This window comes from Kitasatospora sp. NPDC034035 (genome assembly GCF_055575755.1).
On sequence record NZ_JBVISA010000010.1, the window covers coordinates 107,849 to 127,925 of the forward strand.

At 73.8% G+C, this 20,077-nt stretch carries 8 protein-coding genes; all 8 read right to left on the minus strand.

Translation table 11 applies throughout. The features are described 5' to 3' along the window. Positions 1–15 precede the first annotated feature (15 nt). On the minus strand, positions 16–672 hold the full coding sequence (locus ACZ52J_RS16550; RefSeq protein WP_465619420.1) for a hypothetical protein: 657 nt from the start codon (positions 670–672) through the stop codon (positions 16–18). Beyond that, entirely contained in the window at positions 669–1,490 is an 822-nt protein-coding gene (locus tag ACZ52J_RS16555) for an ATP-binding cassette domain-containing protein (protein WP_465619422.1), read from the minus strand. The genes ACZ52J_RS16550 and ACZ52J_RS16555 overlap by 4 nt, the downstream gene beginning before the upstream one ends. Positions 1,491–1,551: 61 nt before the next feature. Then, positions 1,552–2,982 carry an aminotransferase-like domain-containing protein gene (locus tag ACZ52J_RS16560; RefSeq protein ID WP_465619424.1) on the minus strand — a complete coding sequence of 477 codons (1,431 nt, stop codon included), beginning with the start codon at positions 2,980–2,982 and terminating at the stop codon, positions 1,552–1,554. Next, a complete protein-coding gene (locus tag ACZ52J_RS16565) occupies positions 2,975–4,078 on the minus strand; it encodes an alpha-hydroxy acid oxidase (protein ID WP_465619426.1) in 1,104 nt (367 codons plus the stop codon). The genes ACZ52J_RS16560 and ACZ52J_RS16565 overlap by 8 nt, the downstream gene beginning before the upstream one ends. An 8-nt stretch (positions 4,079–4,086) precedes the next feature. Beyond that, positions 4,087–5,133, minus strand: a complete 1,047-nt coding sequence (gene hppD, locus ACZ52J_RS16570; protein WP_465619428.1) for a 4-hydroxyphenylpyruvate dioxygenase — start codon at positions 5,131–5,133, stop codon at positions 4,087–4,089. Next, positions 5,130–5,363, minus strand: coding sequence for an MbtH family protein (locus tag ACZ52J_RS16575; protein ID WP_465619430.1), 234 nt, complete (start codon positions 5,361–5,363; stop codon positions 5,130–5,132). Before ACZ52J_RS16575 ends, hppD begins: the two co-directional genes overlap by 4 nt. Further along, positions 5,360–18,229 carry an amino acid adenylation domain-containing protein gene (locus ACZ52J_RS16580; protein ID WP_465619432.1) on the minus strand — a complete coding sequence of 4,290 codons (12,870 nt, stop codon included), beginning with the start codon at positions 18,227–18,229 and terminating at the stop codon, positions 5,360–5,362. The genes ACZ52J_RS16575 and ACZ52J_RS16580 overlap by 4 nt, the downstream gene beginning before the upstream one ends. Before the next feature lie 90 nt (positions 18,230–18,319). Further along, positions 18,320–19,561 (minus strand): cytochrome P450, encoded by a 1,242-nt coding sequence (locus ACZ52J_RS16585; protein ID WP_465619434.1) that lies wholly within the window; start codon positions 19,559–19,561, stop codon positions 18,320–18,322. Positions 19,562–20,077: the final 516 nt, after the last annotated feature.

The window sequence follows — 20,077 nt, forward strand, 5'->3', positions numbered from 1 at the left end:
AGGATTCTTCTCGGCTCAGCTCTTCTTGACGGTGATCGCGTGGGTGACGGCCGTTCCCGCCGCGAGCAGCACCGCGGCCGCGGCGACCAGCACACCCGTGGAGCCCAGGGCGTCCGCCGAGTTCGTCGTGTGCTGGAGGTCGGTCAGCATGATGTTGACCGGCGACACGCCCTTGCCGAGCATGACGGCCAGCAGCAGCACCAGGGCGACGACGAGCGCGTAGCCCTGCCGCCGGAACACCAGCCGTGAGCAGACCAGCCCGATGGCCATGCCGGTGAAGGCGCAGATCAGCTGGGCCTCCGTGCCGAGGACCAGATCGGCGAAGCGGACGGTGTGGGTGCCGAACAGCAGCGGCAGCGCCAGGCCGCCCACCGTCAGCAGCAGGCACCAGGCGGCGGCGGTCGCGACCGAGCCGAGCAGGACCCTGCGATGGCTGCCCGCGCTGACGACGACGATCGCGCGGTGCGGCGGGTCCTCCAGGCCGATCAGCGCCATGGTGAGCCAGGTGGAGCACAGCAGCATGGCCCCGGCCACCGCGGAGTAGGTGGCGGCGAGCGGGCCGGTGTCGCTGCTGGTCAGCACGGCGGCCAGGCCGATGAACAGAAGCAGCGGCGCGAGGTAGCGCTGGGAGAGCAGCAGCACCGTGAACATGTAGCGGACCAGGGGGATCACAGGGCGACACTCCTGGCGTCGGTACGGGAGCCGTGGTCGTGCGCGGCCCTGGCCACCGCCTCCACCGACCAGCGGTGCTGCAGTGCCGTCAGCAGTACGGTGTCCGAGTGCTCGCGGGTCACCCGCAGGATGATGCCCTGGCCCCGGCGGGCGGCGTCGACCACGCCCGGGAGCGCGTACCAGTCCAGCTGGGCCGGGACGGCGCCGGTGGCCGGCACGGCCAGGACCAGTTCGACCATCGGGGCGGGGCCCTCGGCGTGCACACCGCCGCGCCAGGTGACCCGGCCGTCGGTGATGGCGTAGGCGCCGGTGGCGTGCGTCCCGGTGATCGCCTCGCGGTGGTCGGTGAAGACCACCGCGCCGCCTTGGCCGGCCACCTCGTCGATGAACTCGCCCAGGACGCCGTGGGCCGAGGCGTCCAGGCCCGACCAGGGCTCGTCGAAGACGAGCAGGTCGGGCCGGACGAGCAGGGCCTGGGCCAGCGCGACCTTCTGCGCGTTGCCCTTGGAGAGCGTGCGCAGCGACGCGGTCGGGCCGCCGACGAGGGCGAGCCGCTCCAGCAGTTCGCCTCCGCGGGCGCGGGCGGCGGCGGTGGACATGCCTCGGATGCGGCCCATGTGGGTGAGGTAGGAGATCGCCGAGATGCGTTCGTGCGCCGTGAAGCGGTCCGGTACGTAGCCGACGGTCGGCGGTCGGCCCGAGACCGTGCCGGACGTGGGCTGGGAGAGTCCGACCAGGATCTTCAGCAGGGTCGACTTCCCGGAACCGTTGGTGCCCACCACTGCGACGGCGTCGCCGGCGGAGACCTTCATGTCCACATCGCTGAGGATCCACCGTCCTGCACCGTAGCGTTTGCAGACAGCTTTGCAGTGTAACAACTCAACTCCCGACTGTGATCTCCGCGCTCACGCTACTACAGTCAGGCATCGAGGCGGTGTCCCTGTCAACATGACGCACACCGAGGTCGGCAAAAAGGGTCGCAAGCCTGTTCAACCCTTCTTCCAATTGTTCGCCGGAGAGTGAACTGCAGGACAGCCGGAGCTGGTTCTTGCCGTCCTTTCCGTCGTAGAAATGCGACATCGGAGTCCAGAGCACGCCGAACTCCTGACCGGACCTTTCGAGCAATTCGTCGTCGGCGGTGAACGGCACATTGACGACGACGAAGAAACCGCCGTGCGGGGTGTTCCAGGAAACGTCCGGGCACCGCTGGAACCGTGCTTCCAGGCCGCGCAGAACGTGCGCCAGATTGCGTCGGTAGATCTCCTGTTCGCCGGAGGTCGCCCGGGCCAGGCTGAAGTCGTTCTCCAGCAGGGCGCCGCCGATGACGGCCTGCGAGATCGGCGAGGTGTTGACGGTGACCATGCTCTTGATCCGTGAGAGCTGCTCGGCGAATCCGCCGACCTGCCCGCGCCCGTCGCGCACCCGCTGGTCGGCCACCAGGTAGCCGACCCTGGCGCCGGGGAGGACGGTCTTCGCGAACGATCCGAGGTAGACCACCGTCCGGTCGGTGTCGAGCGCCTTCAGCGTGGGCAGGCGCCCGGAGCCGTCGTGGAACATTCCGTACGGGTTGTCCTCCAGGAGGAGGATCCCTTCGCGGGCGGCCAGGTCGAGCAGTTCGCGGCGGGTCCCGAGGTCCAGGCGCAGCCCGGACGGGTTCGCGAAGTCCGGCACGATGTAGCAGGCGCGGGGGCGCAGTCCGCGCTCGCGGGCCTGGCGCAGCGTCACGGCCAGGTCCGCGAGGTCGATGCCGGTGGTACCGCTCGCCACCGGCACCACCGGCATGTCGACCAGTCGTGCCGCGCCGGTCAGGCCCACGTAGGTCGGTGCCACGGCCAGGACGACGTCGCGCTCGTCCCGGCGCAGACTGCGCAGGGCCAGGAACATCGCCTCCTGGCAGCCGACGGTGACGACGATCGACTCGGGATCGACGTGCATCCCCTCGTCCACCTCGAGGTGGCGTGCGATGAGGTGATGCACGATGCCGCTGGTCCGTCCGTACTGGCACAGCGTGCGGCTCACCTCGGCCGGGCCGTAGCCGAGGTCCGTCGACAGGTGGTCGCAGAACCGCTCCAGGTGGCGGTGGACCGCCCGGACGTCGAAGTGGGTCTCCGTCGGCCGGCCCGGCGCGAAGGACAGGGCGTTCGGGTAGCGCGCGGTGACCTCGTTGAGGAAGGTCATGGAGGCGAGCGCCGGGTCCTCCAGTGAGGCGTGCAGGTCGGCGAGGTCCAGGTCGGCGACGTCCGGGGCGGCGAGGTCCGGGGCGGAGGCTTGCGGGCCGGCGGCTTCCGGTGCGCGGCGATCGTCAGGCACCGGGCACCCACCTGCGGGCGTGCAGAGCGGCCGCGGCGGCCAGGTCGGCGCAGCCGGCGAGCAGCATGCCCTCGCGCAGCTCGTCGTGCAGGACGGACAGCACCTCGGAGACTCCCTTCTCACCGTCGGCGGCCAGGCCCCACAGGACGGGCCTGCCCAGCAGCACCCCGGCCGCCCCGAGTGCCAACGCGCGCAGGACGTCCGTGCCGGTGCGCACCCCGCTGTCCAGCAGGACCTCGCACTGCCCGCCGACCGCCTCGACCACCGCGGGCAGCTGGGCGATGCTCGGTACGGCGCCGTCGAGTTGGCGCCCGCCGTGATTGGACACCACCACGGCGTCCGCGCCGCACTCCACCGCCCGTCGGGCGTCCTGCGGGTCCAGGATGCCCTTGACCACGAGGGGCAGTTCCGTCCGCCGGCGCAGCTGTTCCAGCTCCGCCAGGGTCGGGACGCCTAAGAGCGCGCGGGTGTGTGCGGCCACCGCGGACACCCCGGACGCCGGGCGGTGCGCCAGGTCGTCGAGTCCGGGCTCGAGCAGCGCGGCCCGGACGTGCGGGGGCAGCGTGAACCCGTTGGTCACGTCCCGCCAGCGCCGGCCCATGACCGGCACGTCCACGGTCACCACGAGGGCCCGGCAACCGAGTTGCTCCGCCCGGTCGACCAGCGCCTCGCGTGCCTGGCGCTCGCGCAGCCAGTACAGCTGGAACCACACGTCGGCGCCGGTCTCGACGACCGCCTCGATCGGGTGGCTGCTGAGGGTGCTGAGGATGAACGGCACCCCGGCGGCGTGGGCCGCCCGGGCGGTGGCGAGTTCGCCGTCGGGGTGCAGCAGGCGCTGGTAGGCCATCGGCGCCACGAGCAGCGGCATGGCGGCGTCGGTGCCCAGCAGCCGGCCGCCGCAGTCGGCGGAGGCCGTGTCGGTCATCACCCGGTGCACCAGCGTCACCGCGTCGAAGGCGGCCCGGTTCGCGGACAGCGTCGTCTCCCAGCCGCTGCCGCCCTCGACGAAGTCCCACACCTCGGGCACCGTGGCGGCGTGCGCCGCGCTCCGCAGGCCGGCCAGGCCGGGCGGCGCCGTGGCGGCCGGATCCTGCATGCCGCTCCTCATTCGTCCTCCGCTGCCACGGCCTCGTACAGCGCGCGGATGTTGCCGCTGCCGAACGTGGTGGCCCCGGCTCGTTCGATGACCTCGAAGAACAGCGTCTGGTGCCGGTGCGTGGAGCGGGTGAAGATCTGGAACAGCTGTCCGGCGTGGTCCTCGTCGGCCAGGATGCGCAGACTGCCGAGCTGCTCGGAGGAGTGGCGCGACAGCGCCAGCCGCTCGGGCAGCTTGCCGTAGTACGCGTCGGGGGTGTCGAGGAACTCGACGCCGGCCGAGCGCATCGTCGTGACGGTGCGCATGATGTCGTCGGTGGCGAAGGCGACGTGCTGGACGCCGGCGCCGCCGTGGTTCTTGAGGAACCCGTCGATCTGTCCCGGGTCGCGGGTGGTGTCCGGCTCGATGACGGTCAGCGTGACCAGGCCGGAACCGCTCTGCACCACCTTGGAGTTCATGGCCTGGGCGCCGATGACCATCCGCTCCTCGAAGATCATCCGGAAGTCCAGGACCCGCTCGTAGAACTCCACCGTGGCGTCGAGTTCGCCGGCCTCCACGCACACGGCGAAGTGGTCCACGTACCGCAGGCCGGTGTCGGTCACCGCCGCGTCGGTCGTCGCCGCCACGTCGGCGGCCGGCCGGGCCGCGGGCCGCTGGACGAAGGTGTGGGCCACGTCGCCGAATCCGGCCACGGACGCGGTGACGACCCCGTCCTTCTCCACCGGCTCGACAAGCGGACGGGCGCCGCGGCGAACCGCCTCGGCGAAGGCGCCGGCGGCGTCCGCGGTGCCCAGCGCGATGTCCGCGACGCCGTCGCCGTGGCGCCGGGTGTAGACGGCGTCCGGATGCTCGTCGTGCGGCGGCCGGCTGAGCACCAGGCGGATGTCGCCCCGGGCGAGGACGGCGGTGTGCTCCGCACCGGTCGGGTCCGGCTCGTCCGTGACGGTCAGCCCGTAGCCGCGGACGAACTCGGCGGTCCGGGCGTCCAGGTCGTCGACGCAGAACCGGATGTGATCGACAGTCAGGTTCTCGAAGTGGCTGCGGTCGGTGTTCACAGCGCGGCGCTCCCACTCGCGGCGGCGTCCATCGCCGCGATCAGGCTGTCGGGACGCATGTCGGTCCAGTGCTCGTTCACGTGGTCGATGCAGGACTGGCGGTCGGCCTCGCCGTGGACGGCCTCCCAGCCGGCCGGCACCTCGGCGAACGCGGGCCACAGCGAGTACTGGCCCTCGGCGTTGCGCAGCACGAGGTAGGTGGCGTCGTCGTCCTCGAAGGGATTGGTCATCGGTTGGTTCCCCCTGTGTGGTGTGCGGATGCGGTGAGTTCCCGGAGCCGGTCCGCGAGTGCCGGGCCGATCACGCGGAGGGCCTGCGGCCGGGTCATCTCCTCGTGCCCGCAGGCGACTTCGTGCCGTCGCAGCGGGCCGTCGAGGTGCGGCTCCCAGAGCTTCGCCTCGAGTCGGTCCTGATCCCCGTCCTGACCTCGGCCCTGATCCCGGTCCTGCGTCGCGGCGAAGTGCAACAGCTCCCCGTGGAAGACGCCCGGGGTGAACGCCTGGGCGGCCCGGGCGACGCCCAGGTACACGGCCGCCAGGTTGTCCCGGACCCGGTCGTCGAGCTGCAGGCCGGCGGTCTCCCGCTGTACCGCCTCGGCGACCTCCTCGGGCGACGGGGCGGCGACCGGGGCCAGGTCGGCCAGCGGGTAGCCGTCCAGCACCGCGAGCAGACCCACCTGTTCGCCGGCCGCCTGGAGCTGCACGGCCATCTCGTGGGCGATCAGACCGCCCGCCGACCAGCCGAGCAGGTGGTACGGACCCTGCGGAGCGACCCGGCGGATCTCGGCGACGTACGCCGCCGCCGTGTCGGCCACCGTCGCCGGGAGGTGGTCCGGGCCGCCGTCCAGCCCCGGCGACTGCAGCGCGTACAGCGGGTGCCCGGCGTCCAGGTACCGGGCGAGTCCGGCGAAGGACCAGCCGAGGCCGGCCGCCGGATGGACGCAGAACACCGGGGCGCCCGCGCCGTCCGGCCGCAGCGGCAGCAGGACATCCCAGTCGTCGCCGCGCCGGCACCCGTCCGCGGCAGCGTCCAGGGCGGCCGCCAGCTCCGCGACCGACGGGGACTCGAACAGCAGCCGCAGGCCGAGGTCGAGGCCCAGCGCGGTGTGGACCCGGTCGATCAGCCGGGCGGCCAGCATGGAGTGGCCGCCGGCGTCGAAGAAGCTGTCGTGGACCCCGAGGGCGGGGGCGCCGAGGACCTCCGCGAAGAGCTCGCGCAGGACGGCTTCGCGGGGGCTGCGTGCGGCGCGGTCCGGCTGTCCGGAGAAGTCCGGCTCCGGCAGCGCGGCCCGGTCCAGCTTGCCGTTCGGCGTGACCGGAAGGGCCGGCAGGACGATCACCGCGGCCGGGACCATGTGGGCGGGCAACAGTTCGGCCGCGTGCGCGCGCAGTGCGGCCGGGTCCGGCGCGTCACCGTGCGGTACGGCGTAGCCGATCAGCCGCGGCTCGCCCCGGCCGTCCTCGCGGACGGTCAGCACGGCCTGGGCGACGGCCGGATGGTCGAGCAGCGCGGCCTCGATCTCGCCCGGCTCCACCCGGAACCCGCGCACCGAGAGCTGGTGGTCGGCGCGGCCGAGGAAGTGCAGGCGGCCCTCGCGGTCCCAGCGGACCAGGTCACCGGTGCGGTACATCCGCGAGCCCGGCGGGCCGAACGGATCGGGCAGGAACCGCTGCGCGGTCAGCCCGGGCCGGCCGAGGTAGCCGCGGGCCAGGCCGGGACCGCTCACGTACAGCTCCCCGGCGACTCCCGGCGGCACGGGCCGCAGCCGCTCGTCGAGGACCCGCACGCCGGCGCCGCCGATGGGACGGCCGATCGACGGGCGGTCCTGGCCGGTCAGCGGCTCGCTCATGGTGGCGCACACGGTCGTCTCGGTCGGCCCGTACGCGTTGATCAGGCGCCGTCCGGAGCCCCAGCGGCGCACCGCGTCGGCGGGCATCGCGTCGCCGGCCACGGCCAGGGTGCGGACCGTCGCCAGCCCGTCCGGCGGCAGGACCGACAGCGCCACCGGCGGCAGGGTCACGTGGGTGATGCGGTGCCGGGCGATCAGCTCGGCCAGCGGGCGGCCCGGCATCAGTTCCTCCCTGGTGGCCAGCACCAGTTCGGCACCGGACAGCAGCGCCATGCACAGTTCGGAGAAGGCCGCATCGAAGCTCGGCGAGGCGAACTGCAGCACCCGGTCCGCCGCGGTGACCTGGAACCGGTCGATCTGCCGAGCCGCCAGGTTGGCGATGCCCTCGTGGGTCACCACCACCCCGTTCGGGCGGCCGGTGGAGCCCGAGGTGTGGATGACGTACGCCGGATGGGCGGTCAGCAGCGCGGTGGTGCGGTCCTGGTCGGCCGGGTCGGTGTCCGGTGCCGCGTCGAGCGTCCGCGCGGTGAGCGGGTCGTCGAGCACCAGCGCGGCGGCCGGCTCCGGCAGCCGGTCGGCCGTCGAGCGCAGGGCGAGCACCCGGGACGGCCGGGCGTCGGCCAGCATGTGCCGGATCCGCTCGGCCGGGTAGTCCGGGTCCACCGGCAGGAAGGCACCGCCCGCCTTGAGCACGGCCAGCACGGCGGTCACCTGCTCGGGCGAGCGCGGCAGCAGCAGCGCCACGGTGCTCTCCGGGCCCACCCCGAGCGAACGGAGGTGGTGCGCCAGCCGGTTGGCCCGGCGGTTCAGCTCCGCGTACGACAGGGTGTCGTCGCCGGAGCGCAGCGCCGTACGGTCCGGCGTGCGCGCCACCTGCCCCTGGAACAGCTCCGGCATCGTCCGCGCGGGGACCGGGGGCTCCGGAGCGGCGGACCACCGCTCGAGGTCGAGCCGCTCGGGCGGCAGCAGCACGTCCAGGGAGCCGATCGGCGCCCGCGGGTCGTCCGCCACGGCGGCCAGCAGGGCCACCAGGCGGCCGGCCAGCGCGGTCACGGTGGCCTCGTCGAACAGGTCCGCGTTGTACCGGATGCTGCCCCGCACGCCGGCCGCCAGGCCCTCCGGCGTGTGGCTCTCGCCGAGGGAGACGTCCAGGTCGAACCTGGCAGTGCCGGGGTCCACCTCCGGCTGGGTGATCGTCAGGCCGTCCAGGTCGAACCGCGGCGGCTCGGTGTTCTGCAGCACCAGCAGGACCTGGAAGAGCGGGTGCCGGGACACCGAGCGGGTCGGGCTCAGCACCTCGACCAGCCGCTCGAACGGCACGTCCTGGTGGGCGTAGGCGGCCAGCGCGGCGGTGCGGACCCGGTGCAGCAGCGTGACGAAGTCCGGATCGCCGGAGGTGTCGGTGCGCAGCACCACGGTGTTGGCGAAGAAGCCCACCAGCTGGTCGAGCGCCTGGTCGCCGCGGCCCGCCAGCGGGCTGCCGATCGGGATGTCCGTCCCGGCGCCGAGCCGGGTGAGCAGCGCCGCGAGCGCGGCCTGGAAGACCATGAAGGTGGTGACGCCCTCGCGCCGGGACAGCTCGGTCAGCTTCCGCTGCAGCCGCGCGTCCAGGTCGAGCGGCACGTGGCCGCCCCGGTGGCCGGGCACCGTGGGGCGCGGACGGTCGGCGGGCAGCGTCAGCTCCTCCGGCAGGTCCGCCAGGGCGTTCCGCCAGTGGGCGAGCTGCCGGGCGATGGCGCTGTCCGGGTCGTCCTCGGTGCCGAGCAGGTCCCGCTGCCAGAGCGTGTAGTCCGCGTACTGGACCGCCAGCGGCTCCCACTGCGGGGCCCGGCCCGCCGAGCGGTCCCGGTAGGCGGTGGTGAGGTCGCGGGCGAGCGGGGCGTACGAGGAGCCGTCGCCGGCGATGTGGTGCAGCACCAGGAGCAGGACGTGCTCGGTCGGCGAGAGCCGGAACAGCGCGGTGCGCAGCGGCGGTTCGACGGCGAGGTCGAAGCCGGCGCGGGTCGCGGCGGTCAGCACGGCGGGCAGCTCCGCGTCGGTGACCGGCACCGTGACGAGGGCGACCGGGCCGTCCTCGGCGGCGAGGATCCGCTGGTGCGGGTCGCCGTCGTGGTCCGGGAAGACGGTGCGCAGGGCCTCGTGCCGTTCCACCACGTCCCGCAGTGCGGCGTCCAGCGCCGCCGGGTCGAGCTCCCCGGACAGCCGCAGGGCCAGCGGGATGTTGTACGCCCCCGAGCCGCCGTCGAGCCGGTTGAGGAACCACAGCCGCTGCTGGGCGTAGGACAGCGGGATCACCGCGGGGCGGTCGGCGGGGACGAGCACCGGGCGGGCGCTGTCCGCGGTGTCCAGCCGAGCCACCAGGCCGGCCGGGGTCGGCGTCTCGAAGACGGCGCGCAGCGGGAGTTCGACCCCGAACGCGGAGCGGACGGCGTTGCCGAGCCGGGTGGCCAGCAGGCTGTGCCCGCCGAGCGCGAAGAAGCCGTCGTCCGGGCCGACCGAGGGCACCGCGAGCACCTGGGCGAACAGCTCGCCCATCAGCTCCTCGCGCGGGTCGCGCGCCCGGCCGCCGGCGGCGCGGGCGGTGAGGTCCGGGGCCGGGAGGGCGTTGCGGTCGAGCTTGCCGTTGGCGTTCGTCGGCAGCGCGTCCAGCAGGACGAACGCCGTCGGCACCATGTACTCCGGCAGCGCGGCGGCGGCGTGCGCGGCGAGTTCCGCGCCGGTCGCCCCGCTGCCCGGGCGCACGGCCACGTGGGCCACCAGGCGCCGTTCGCCAGCCGGGTCGGCCACGGCGCTGACCGCGGCGGCGGTCACCGCCGGGTGGCGGGTCAGGACGTTCTCGATCTCGCCGAGTTCGATCCGGAAGCCGCGCACCTTGACCTGGTCGTCGGTGCGGCCGAGGTAGTCCAGGGCGCCGTCCGGGCGGCGGCGCACCAGGTCGCCGGTGCGGTACATCCGGGCGCCCGGCCCGCCGAAGGGGTCGGCGACGAAGCGCTCGGAGGTCAGCGCGGGACGGCGGAGGTAGCCGCGGGCCAGACCCGGGCCCGCCAGGTACAGCTCGCCGCGGACCCCGGTGGGGACCGGTCGCAGCCGCTCGTCCAGGACGTGGGCGCGCACGTGCGGCAGGGGCCGGCCGATCGGCGGCGCGGCGGTCTCCTCGCCGGTGGCCTCCTCGTCCTCCGAGTACCAGGCGGTCGCGTAGACGGTGGCCTCGGTCGGGCCGTAGATGTTGGCCAGCCGCGTGCCGGGCAGCAGGCGGCGCACCTCCCGGACCAGGTGCTCCGGCAGTGCCTCGCCGGCCATCACCAGGGTCCGGGCGGAGAAGGCGACCTCGCCACCGGCGAGCAGCGCGGCGAACACCGACGGCACGCCGCTGACCAGGCTGCCCGACCAGGGCCGTTCGGCCAGTTCCAGCAGGTCGCGCACGATCTCGACGTGACCGCCGGTCAGCAGTGGCGCGAACAGCTCGAACACCGAGACGTCGAAGGAGAGCGAGGTGGCGGCCAGGACGTCCGCCAGTCCCTCGGCCCCGAAGCGGTCCGCCGCCCAGTCCAGCAGCCGGGCCATGCTGCCGTGCGGAACCACGACGCCCTTGGGCCGCCCGGTGGAGCCGGAAGTGTAGATGACGTACGCGGGCGAGTCCGCCGCGATCGCCGCGCACCGCTCCACGGCGGAGCGGGCGTCGGCGTCGGCGGAGAGCGCGTCGGCGAGGGCGGCCAGAACCGCGGGGTCGTCCAGCCGGACCCGGGGCAGCACGGACGGCTCGGGCATCCCCGGCACCGGCTCGCCCTCGGTGATCATCAGGATCGGCCGGGCGTCGGCGCAGGCGAAGGCGATCCGCTCGGCCGGCTGGGCACGGTCCACCGGAAGGTACGCCGCGCCGGACTTCAGCACCGCGAGCACCGCGACCAGCATCCGCTCCGAGCGCGGCAGCGCCACGGCGATCACGCGCTCCGGACCGGCGCCGCCGGCGACCAGGAGCCGGGCCAGGCGGTCGGCTTCGGCGTCGAGTTCGGCGTAGGACAGGGTGCGGCCCGCAGAGCTGACCGCGGGCGCCGCGGGCGTGCGCCGGGCCTGCGCCGCGAAGCGCAGCGGCACCGGGTCGAAGTGCGCCGGGCCGGACGGCTGCGCGTCGGCGGGCCGGGGCCGCTCCTGGGGCGTCAGGATGTCGACGTCCCCGATCGGCAGGGCCGGGTCGCCGGCCACCGCGCTCAGGAACCGGATCAGCCGGTCGGCCAGCGCGGCAGCGCTCGCCGCGTCGAACAGGTCCGCGCAGTAGCCCAGGGTGCCCTCGACACCGGCCGGTTCGCCCGCCGGTGAGCGGGTCTCGCGCAACTGGACGTCGAGGTCGAACTTGGCCGTCCGCTGGGGGATCCGCTGCCCGGTGACGTCGAGCCCCGGCAGGGTCACCGCGTCGCCGCCGCCGGGCTGCAGCGCCAGCATCACCTGGAACAACGGGTGCCGCGCCAAGGACCGCGGCGGCGCCAGCACCTCGACCAACCGCTCGAACGGGACGTCCTGGTGGGCGTAGGCCTCCAGGTCGTCCGCGGCCACCTGCCGGAGCAGGTCGCCGAAGACCGGGTTGCCGCCGGTGTCGGTGCGCAGGACCAGGGTGTTGACGAAGAAACCGACGAGCCGCTCCAGCGAGGCGTCGGCGCGCCCGGCGACCGGGGTGCCGATCGGCAGGTCGGTGCCGGCTCCCAGCCTGGTCAGCAGCGCCGCGAGGGCGGCGTGCAGGACCATGAAGAGGGTGGCGCCGTGCTCGCGGGCCAGGCCGAGCAGGTCCGCGTGCAGTTCGGCCGGCAGCCGGAAGGCGACCTCCGCGCCCCGGTAGCTGAACTCGGGCGGCCGCGGCCGGTCGGTCGGCAGCTCCAGGCCCTCCGGCAGCCCGGCCAGCCTGTCGCGCCAGTAGGCGATCTGGCCGCTGATCCGGCTGTCCGGGTCCTGCTCGCTGCCGAGCACGGCACGCTGCCACAGCGCGTAGTCGGCGTACTGGACGGGCAGCGGCGGGAACTCCGGTGCCCGGTCGGCCAGGCGCGCCGCGTAGGCGGTGCCGAGGTCGTGGGCCAGCGGGTCCATCGACCAGCCGTCGCCGGCGATGTGGTGCAGCACCACGAGCAGCACGTGATCGGTGGGCGTCAGTCGGAAGAGCGTCGCGCGCAACGGGAGTTCGGCGCCGAGGTCGTGGCCGCGGGCGGCCTCGGCCGGCAGCGACCGTTCGAGCGCGTCGGCGTCGGTGTCCACCACGGCGAGGTCGGGCCGCGCCTGCGCCGGGTCCAGGATCCGCTGCACCGGTTCGCCGTCCACCTCGGCGAAGACCGTGCGCAGCGACTCGTGTCGCACCACCAGATCGTGCAGGGCCAGGCGCAGTTCGCGCTCCCGCACGGGGCCGGACAGCCGCAGCGCGATCGGAATGTTGTAGGCGCCGCCGTGTTCCTCCAGCCGGTGCAGGAACCACAGCCGGCGCTGGGCGAACGACACCGGCAGCGGGTCCGGCCGGTCCATCGGGACCAGCGGGGCCTGCGCCGGGGCGGCCCGGTCGAGCCGCTCGGCGAGCGCCGCGACGGTGGGGGCCTCGAACACGGTCCGCACGTCCAGTTCGGCGCCGAACGCGGAACGGATCGCGTTGACCAGCCGGATGGCCAGCAGCGAGTGCCCGCCGAGCTGGAAGAAGTCGTCCTCGATGCCCGCCTCGGGCAGCCCGAGCACGTCGGCGAACAGCGCGCAGAGCGTCTCCTCGCGCGGCGAGCGCGGCGCGCCCGAACCGGCCTGCACCTCCCGGTCGGGTTCCGGGAGGGCCGCACGGTCGAGCTTGCCGTTCGCGGTGACCGGAAGGCGTTCCAGCACCATGAACGCCGCCGGAACCATGTACGCCGGCAGCCGGGTGCCGACGTGCGCCCGGAGGGCCTTGGCGAGCCGCCCGGCCTGCTGGAACAGCAGCGGCGCGTTGGTGTCGCGGGCCGTCTCGTCCTCGGTGGCGGGCTCGGCCCATCCGGTCGGCAGGACCGGGCCGGTGGGCCCGGAGGCGTCGGCGAAGAGCACGTCGAGCAGGCCGCCGGGGCCGGACGGCGACCAGGTGACGGCCGTCCGGTAGCCGAGCCGGTCGCCCAGCTCGTACAGCAGCGCGGGGTCGACTCCGACGGCCTGCGCGAGCCGGGCCCGCACCCGGGCGAGCGGCTCGCCCGCGTCCAGGGCGGCGGCGGCCGCCGTCTCCGGCCCGGTACGGCCGTCCGGCACGCCGGTCACCCGCAGGTTCGCCGGCCGGTGCTGCGCGAGGTGGGCCTGGAGGTCCGCCAGGTCGGTGACGTCCTGCGTCCAGCGCAGGGTGGTCGCCTCGACCGGCGGCACCGGCGCGTCCACGGCGGCGTGCAGCACGACGTCGTAGCGGTAGCGGGTCAGTTCGTTGTGGGCGTGGCCGCGCTTGACGCGGACGTCGGCGCCGGCGAGGCCGTCGGCGGCCCGGGCGAACCTGTGGAAGTAGCCGGGCGCCACCAGGAGTTCCTTCTCGCGCTCCGCCCGGCGCCGGGCCCGGCGCCGGAGTTCGGAGGCGTCCTCGGCGTCGTCGGCGCGCACCAGTTCGACGCCGGTGTGGAAGGTGTGCAGCAGGTCCAGGTTCCGCACGTCGCCCACGAACAGCGAACCGCCGGGGGCGAGCAGGGTGGTGAGTGCGGTCAGCACGCGCCGCAGGTAGTCGGCGTCGGGGAAGTACTGCACCACCGAGTTGATGACGATCGTGTCGAAGTGCCCGGCGGGCAGGCCGGTGAGGTCGTCGGCGGTCTGGGTGCTCAACCGTACGGTGGGGTGGGCTCCCAGGTGGGCGCGGAGCGTGCGGATCGCCTGCTCGGAGAAGTCGGTGGCCCAGTACGACTCGCACTCGTCGTACAGCTGGGACAGGATCAGGCCGCTGCCCACCCCGACCTCCAGCACGTGCCGCGGGCGCAGTTCGCGGATCCGCTCGACGGTGGAGCGGCGCCACTCGTCCATCTCGTCCAGCGGGATCGGCCGGCCGTCGTAGCTGCTCTCCCAGCCGGAGAAGTCCGAGCCGAAGGCGGCGGAGCGGGCGCCGTCGTACATGCCGTCGTAGATCTGCCGCCACTCGGCGACGTGCTGGACCGCCCCGGCCTCCTGTTCGGCGGGCCGCAGGCCGCCGGCGACGACGTAGGCGACCAGTTGCCGTTCGCCGCGGTGGTCGGTGCGTGCCAGCACCTCGGCCTCGGAAACCTCGGGGTGGTCCGCCAGCACCGCGGCGACCTCTCCGGGCTCCACCCGGAAGCCGCGGATCTTGACCTGGTCGTCGCCGCGGCCCATGAACTCCAGCTGCCGGCTGCCGTTCCAGCGCGCGAGGTCGCCGGTCCGGTACATCCGGCTTCCGGGCGCCCCGAAGGGATCGGCGACGAACCGCTCGGCGGTCAGGCCGGCCCGGTTGAGGTAGCCGCGGGCGAGACCGGTCCCGGCCAGCCAGACCTCGCCGGTCACTCCCGGCGGGACCGGCCGCAGCCACTCGTCCAGCACGTAGACCCGGGTGCCGGCCAGCGGCCGCCCGAGCGGCACCCGGACGTCGGCGGTGTACGGCGACCGCAACTCGTGGTGGGTGGCGCACAGCGTCATCTCGGTGGGCCCGTACAGCTGGCGCACGACCGCTCCGGGCGCGTGCTCCAGGACGCGATGGACCGCGATCGGCGAGACGACGTCGCCACCGGTGAGCACCTCGCGGACGGTGGCCAGGCACTCGGGCGCGTCCTCGGCCACGACCCGCAGGAGCCCGGCGGTGAAGTGCACGGCGGTGATCTTCTCGTCCGCGATCAGCCGGGCGATGGCGGCGGTGTCCAGCGGTCCGGGCGGGGCGAGCACCACCTCGTTCCCGGCCAGCAGCGGCACCCACAACTCGTAGTCGCTGATGTCGAAGGCGTACGGGGCGTGCATGAGCACGCGCTCGTGGTTGCCGGAGTCCCAGCACGGGTCGTCGGCGAGGGCCACCACGTCCCGGTGCGCGACGGCCACGCCCTTGGGCAGACCGGTGGAGCCGGAGGTGTACATGATGGTGGCGAGCTGGTCCGGGTGGACGACCGGCAGGTCGGGGCCGGTCGCGGCGGCATCCGCCGGCACCCGGCCGGCCTCCACCACGACGACCCGCGCCTCGTGCCGGAACTCCCGGGCGAGCATGGCCCGGTCGGTCAGCAGCACGGACGCCGCGGTGTCCGCCATGACGTATTCGAGCCGCTCCGCCGGGTACGCCTCGTGCAGCGGGACGCAGACCCCACCGGCCTTCCAGACGGCGAGCATCGACACGACCAGTTCCGGGGAGCGCTCCAGGAAGACGGCGACCCGGCTCTCCGGTCCGACGCCCTGAGCCCTCAGGGAGCGGGCCAACGCGTCGGCCCGCCGGTCCACGTCCCGGTACGTCAGCTCCCGGTCCCCGGCGCGCAGGGCGACCCCGTCGGGGTGCTCCGCGGCCGTGCGGGAGAACCGGACGTGCAGCACCTCCTCGGCGCCGGTGACCTGCGCGGGGGTACCGGCGAGCAGCCGACGGCGTTCGTCCTCGCCGAGGATCTCCACGGCTCCGATCCGCCGGCGCGGGTCGGCCGCGACGGCCCGGAGGAAGCGGGTCAGCCGCTCGACGACGGTTTCGACGGTGGCACGGTCGAAGATGTCGGTGCGGTACTCGACGGTGCCCTGGACGCCGTCCGCCAGCCGGCCCTCGCGGAAGCGCTCGGAGAGGTTGAACGCCAGGTCGAACTTGGCCGACGGCAGCGGCTCCTCGGCCAGGGTCACGTCCAGGTCGGCGAAGCGGAGGTCGGCGTCGGGGGTGTTCTGAAGCGCGAGGAAGACCTGGAAGAGCGGGTGCTGGGACAGCGAGCGCTCCGGCTTGAGGATCTCGACCAGGCGCTCGAAGGGAAGGTCCTGGTGGGCGTAGGCGGCCAGGGCGTTGTCCCGGACCGCCGTCAGCAGTTCGGTGAAGCGGGGGTCGCCCGAGGTACGGGTGCGCAGCACCAGGGTGTTGACGAAGAAGCCGATCAGGTCCTCGAGGGCGGCGTCCGTCCGCCCCGAGATGGGCGAGCCGATCGGGATGTCGGTGCCCGCGCCGAGCCGGGTGCACAGGGCGGCCAGCGCGGCCTGCAGCACCATGAAGAGGCTGGCGTTGTGCCGGTGGGCGAGGTCGAGCAGCTGCCGGTGGAGTTCGGCGTCCAGGCTGAGGGCGACCGTCTCGCCGTGGAAGCCGGCCTCGCGCGGGCGCGGCCGGTCCGTGGGCAGCACGGTCTGCTCGGGCAGTGCGCGCAGCGCGTCCTGCCAGTAGCCGGTCTGCGCCGCGAGGACGCTCGCCGGGTCGTCGGGCCGGCCGAGGACCTCGCGCTGCCACAGGGTGTAGTCCGCGTACTGGACCGGGAGCGGACGCCAGCCGGGCTCCTGGCCACGGCTCCTGCTCCGGTAGGCCGCGGCGAGGTCACGGGCGAGCACGGTCAGGGACCAGCCGTCGGCGGCGATGTGGTGCTGGACGAGCAGCAGCACGTGCTCGGTCGGCGACAGCGCGAACAGGTGGGCGCGCAGGGGGGCTTCGCGGGTGAGGTCGAAGGCCTCGGCCGCGGCGGCGCGCAGCCGGCCGGGCAGGTCCGCCTCGCCGCTCTCCGTCACGGTCAGGACGGGGCGACCCTCCTGCGGGTCGAGGACGAGCTGGTGGGGCTCGCCGTCGACCTCGGGGAAGACGGTGCGCAGGGCCTCGTGGCGCGCGGCGACATCGGCGAGGGCCGCCGCGAGCGCCGTGCGGTCGAGTTCGCCGCGCAGCCGCAGCACGCTCTGCATGTGGTACGCGGAGCCGTCGTCCGCCAGCCGGTTGATGAACCAGAGCCGGCGCTGCCCGAAGGACAGCGGGATCCGCGCGGGTCGTGCCGCGGGGGCGAGGGGCGTGCGCGCGCCGGCCGAGCCGTCGATCCGCGCGGCGAGGGCGGCGACGGTGGGCGCCTCGAAGAGGGTGCGCACCGGGATCTCCACGCGCAGTCGCGAGCGCAGGGCGTTCACCAGGCGGGTGGCGAGCAGGGAGTGGCCGCCGAGCTGGAAGAAGTCGTCGTCCAGTCCCACCCGGGAAACTTCGAGGACCTCGGCGAACAGCTCGCAGAGGATCTCCTCCTGCGGGGTGCGCGGCCGGCGTCCGGGCCCGGCCGGGCCGAGGTCGGGGGCCGGCAGCGCCTTGCGGTCCAGCTTGCCGTTGGGGGTCAGCGGCAGCGCGTCGAGGACGGTCAGGACGGTGGGGACCATGTGGCCGGGCAGCCGGCGGGCGAGGTGGTCGCGCAGCACGGCCGGGTCCGGGGCGGTGCCGGGGACGGGCACCGCGTAGCCGGTCAGGACTGGCCCGCCGGAGCCGAGGTCCCGGACCACGACGGCGGCCTGGGCCACCTCGGGGTGGTCGGTGAGCGCGTGTTCGACCTCGCCGAGCTCGATCCGGAAGCCCCGGACCTTGACCTGGCCGTCGGTCCGGCCGAGGTACTCCAGGCTGCCGTCGTCGCGCCGGCGGACCAGGTCCCCGGTGCGGTACATCCGGGATCCGGGCGGGCCGAAGGGGTCGGCCACGAAGCGTTCGGCGGTCAGCCCGGGCCGGTTCAGGTACCCGCGGGCCACGCCGGCGCCCGCGATGAACAGCTCGCCGGTGGCGTCGGTGGGCGCGGGGCGCAGCGCGCGGTCGAGCACGTAGGTGCGGGTGTTCGCGAGCGGGCGTCCGATCGGCGGACGGCCGGGAGTTCCGGGGTCGACGGTGGCCGCCGTCGACCAGATGGTGGTCTCGGTCGGGCCGTAGACGTTGGTGACCTCGGCGGCCGCCTCGCCCAGCTCCCGGGCCAGGCCCTCGGGCAGCGCCTCGCCGCCGACCAGCACCTTCAGCCCCGCCAGGCCGTCCGGACCGTGGTCCAGCATGCTGCGCCACAGTGTGGGCGTGGCCTGGACGGCCGTCACTCCGGCGTCGGTGATCAGCTGCTTGAGCGTCTGCGGGTCGTGCGCGCCGTCCTGCCCCGCGAGGACCAGTTCGCCGCCGGACAGCAGCGGCAGCAGCAGTTCCAGGTTGGCGATGTCGAAGCCGAAGGTGGTGACCGCGAGCATGCGGTCGTCGGGGCCGAAGTCCAGCCGCTGCTGGAAGTCCGTCAGCAGGTTGACGAGGTTCTCGCCCGGGATCACCGTGCCCTTGGGCAGTCCGGTCGAGCCGGATGTGTAGATCACATACGCGGGGCTGAGCGGGTGCGGGCGGGCGGGACGGTCATTCGCCATGGGGATCCCTCGCTGAGGACGGCAGGGTGGAGCACAGAGCGGTGCGGAGGTCGCCGGGCCCGGGCCGGTCGCGGCCCGGGCCCGGCGAGGTCAGCCGGCCTGGGTGGCGCGGCGCACGGCGACGGGCAGCCGGACCGGGCCGAGGACGCCGATCGAGGGGTGGAACTGGATGCCGGACTCCGGCAGCACCTCGATCTGCTCGAAGCGCTGCAGCAGGGCGGTGAGCGCGATACGCGCCTCCATGCGGGCCAGCGGCGCGCCCAGGCAGTAGTGGATGCCCTTGCCGAAGGCGACGTGCCGGCCCTGGTTCGGCCGGTGGATGTCGAACTCCTCGGCCCGGCCGAAGTGGGCGGCGTCGCGCTGGGCGGAGAGCAGCCACACGCACACCACCGCGCCGGCCGGGATGCGCTCCCCGCCGAGCTCCGTCTCACACGCCGTCACCCGCTGGTCCCGCACCAGCGGCGGGCGCCAGCGCAGCACCTCCTCGACGACCTTGGGCAGGAGGTCCACGTCGGAGCGGACCTCGGCGAGGACATCGGGGTGGCTGTCCAGACTCATCACGGTGCTGCCGACGAGCACGGAGGACGGCAGGTGTCCGGCGATCACGAACATGCCGATGACGCCGACGATTTCGTGGTCGTCCAGGGAGCGTCCGTCGACCTCCGCCTGCGCCAGGGCGCTGATCAGGTCGTCCTGGGGCTCGGCGCGGCGCTGGTGGATGATCTCGAGGAGGTAGGCGGAGGCGAAGCGGACGAGCTCGCCCAGTTCGCGCACCGCGGACTCGTCGGCCCGGCCGAGCTCACCGGCCGGCCTGGCGCCGAGCAGGGCGTCCGCCCAGACCGTGAACATCCCGTGGTCCTTCTCGGGGATGCCGAAGAGCTTGGCGATCACCCGGGCGGTCAGCGGGGCGGCGTACTCGGCCACCACGTCGAAGGTGCCGGTGCCGTCGGCCGACAGCTCGATCTGGTCCAGCAGTTCGTTCGCGGTCTCGATGATGATCGGTTCGAGACTCGCGATGACGTTGGGCGTGAACGCGCGCCGCACCAGTTCACGCATCCGGGTGTGGTGGGGCGGGTCGACGCCGAGGAAGTTGCCCTGGGCGGCGCTGGCCAGCTCCCGCTCGTCCTCGGGGATCATGTCGTTCATGTCACTGGAGAAGGTCCGGTGGTCGCCGAGCACCTGGAGTGCCTCGTCGTAGCCGAACACCTCCCACACACCCGGCTGGTAGCTCTTGGCCACCGGGCCGGCGGCGCGACCGCGGTCCAGGTACTCCAGGAACGCCTTGGTGCGCTGGTCGTAGGAAAGGCTCGTCAAAGCTGCGAGATCGGTCATGAGATAGCCCCCGCGAGCAGGAAATGGTTAACGAGGGCCGGCGACGAAAGGAGCTGAAAGTGGCCGGCTGCCGTGCTTGCCTGGCCACTCAGACGGAGTCCCCCGTACCGCCCTGAATCGTCGAATTCGAGTACCGGAAGGGGCAGCCCGAATTGACGCCAACGGAACTGGAGCCTAGGTAGCCTGTCTCGGCAGTGTCAAGAGTGATCTTCGACGGTACGTCAGGACCGCGCGTCGGTACGGGTCGTCTGACCTGGGAGAACGGCGCCGACGGTGCCGTCTTCGCCGATTTCCCGACCGGAGGGCACGGTTCCGGCCAGGAGGGCGGCGTTCCGGCCAGGCCTTTGCGAACTCTATTGGCCGGGGTACGCTGCGGAACGGTGCCTGCGGGACTGTTGTTCGAGAACGTCGAGGAACGGGACGCACGGCACGAGACACGGGGGACGGGGGATGTGCACGTGATCGTGCAGTTTTGTCGATGCTGGGACCGCGCCGGGCCTTCGCGCTGAAGCTTCG